General features: G+C 73.7%; 1 protein-coding gene. It reads left to right on the forward strand.

What is annotated here, in order from left to right; genetic code table 11:
- Positions 1-918: protein translocase subunit SecF (secF, locus tag AAHZ94_RS34485; RefSeq protein WP_349997616.1), on the forward strand; the 918-nt coding region annotated here is incomplete at its 5' end.
- Positions 919-1,041: the final 123 nt, after the last annotated feature.

The raw sequence follows: 1,041 nt of genomic DNA on the forward strand, positions 1-1,041 counted from the left end.
GGCATCGGGGTGCGGGGGCTGGACTTCGGGGTGGAGTTCACCGGCGGCCGGTTGGTGGAGTACTCGACCGCGGCCCCGGTCGACGTCGACCGGGCCCGGGAGGCGGTGGCCGACGTCGGCTTCCCGCGCGCCGTCGTGCAGTCATCGGGCGAGCGCGAACTGACGGTACGGACCGGCGAGATGACCAACGAGGAGGAGGCCCAGATCGGCCGGGCCATCGGCGACCTGTCGGGGAAGCCGGTGGAGAAGGTCAGGGACGAGTCGATCGGCCCCAGCATGGGTGAGGAACTACGGCGCGGGGCGCTGATCGCGCTGGCCGTCGCGGTCGGGGCGCAACTCCTCTACCTCGCCGTCCGGTTCCGCTTCGCCCTCGGCCTCGCCACCGTGGTGGCCATGGTGCACGACGTGGTGATCCTGGTGGGGGCGTTCGCCTGGCTCGGCAAACCCATCGACGGGATCTTCCTGGCCGCCCTGCTCACCGTCATCGGCTACTCGGTCAACGACTCCGTCGTCATCTTCGACCGGGTCAGGCAGTTGCAGCAGGACGGGCCCGGGACCTCGTACGCGCGCCTCACCAACACCGCCGTGCTGCAAACGGTGCCGCGCACCATCAACACCGGCATGGGGGCCGTCTTCATCCTGGCGACCCTGACCGTGGTGGGTGGCGACTCGCTGACCGACTTCGCCCTCGCGCTGCTGATCGGCGTGCTGGTCGGCACGTACTCCTCGATGTTCACCGCGGCCCCGCTCGCGGTGGAGTTGCAGTCCCGCGGCCGGTCGCGGCCCGCTGCGGGCGACGGGCCGGCCTCCGGTACGGGGGAGAAGTCGGGGCCGGCACGGGCGGACGCCCGCGCGCCGCGCCCGGGTGACCGCCGGGTGTCCGCGGGTACGGCCCGTCCGGCGAGCGGTCGGCGCTGAGCCGGCCGGCCCTAGGGTGAACGCACCGGCGCCCACGTACCCCGCCGGGGTCGCGGTGGCGTATACACCACGACGCGCCCCCCCGCCCGCCGCCTAGCGGGGGGGGCGGGGGCGGGGGGGAAA

This window comes from Streptomyces sp. HSW2009 (assembly GCF_040240285.1).
In the GTDB taxonomy this organism is placed as follows: domain Bacteria; phylum Actinomycetota; class Actinomycetes; order Streptomycetales; family Streptomycetaceae; genus Streptomyces.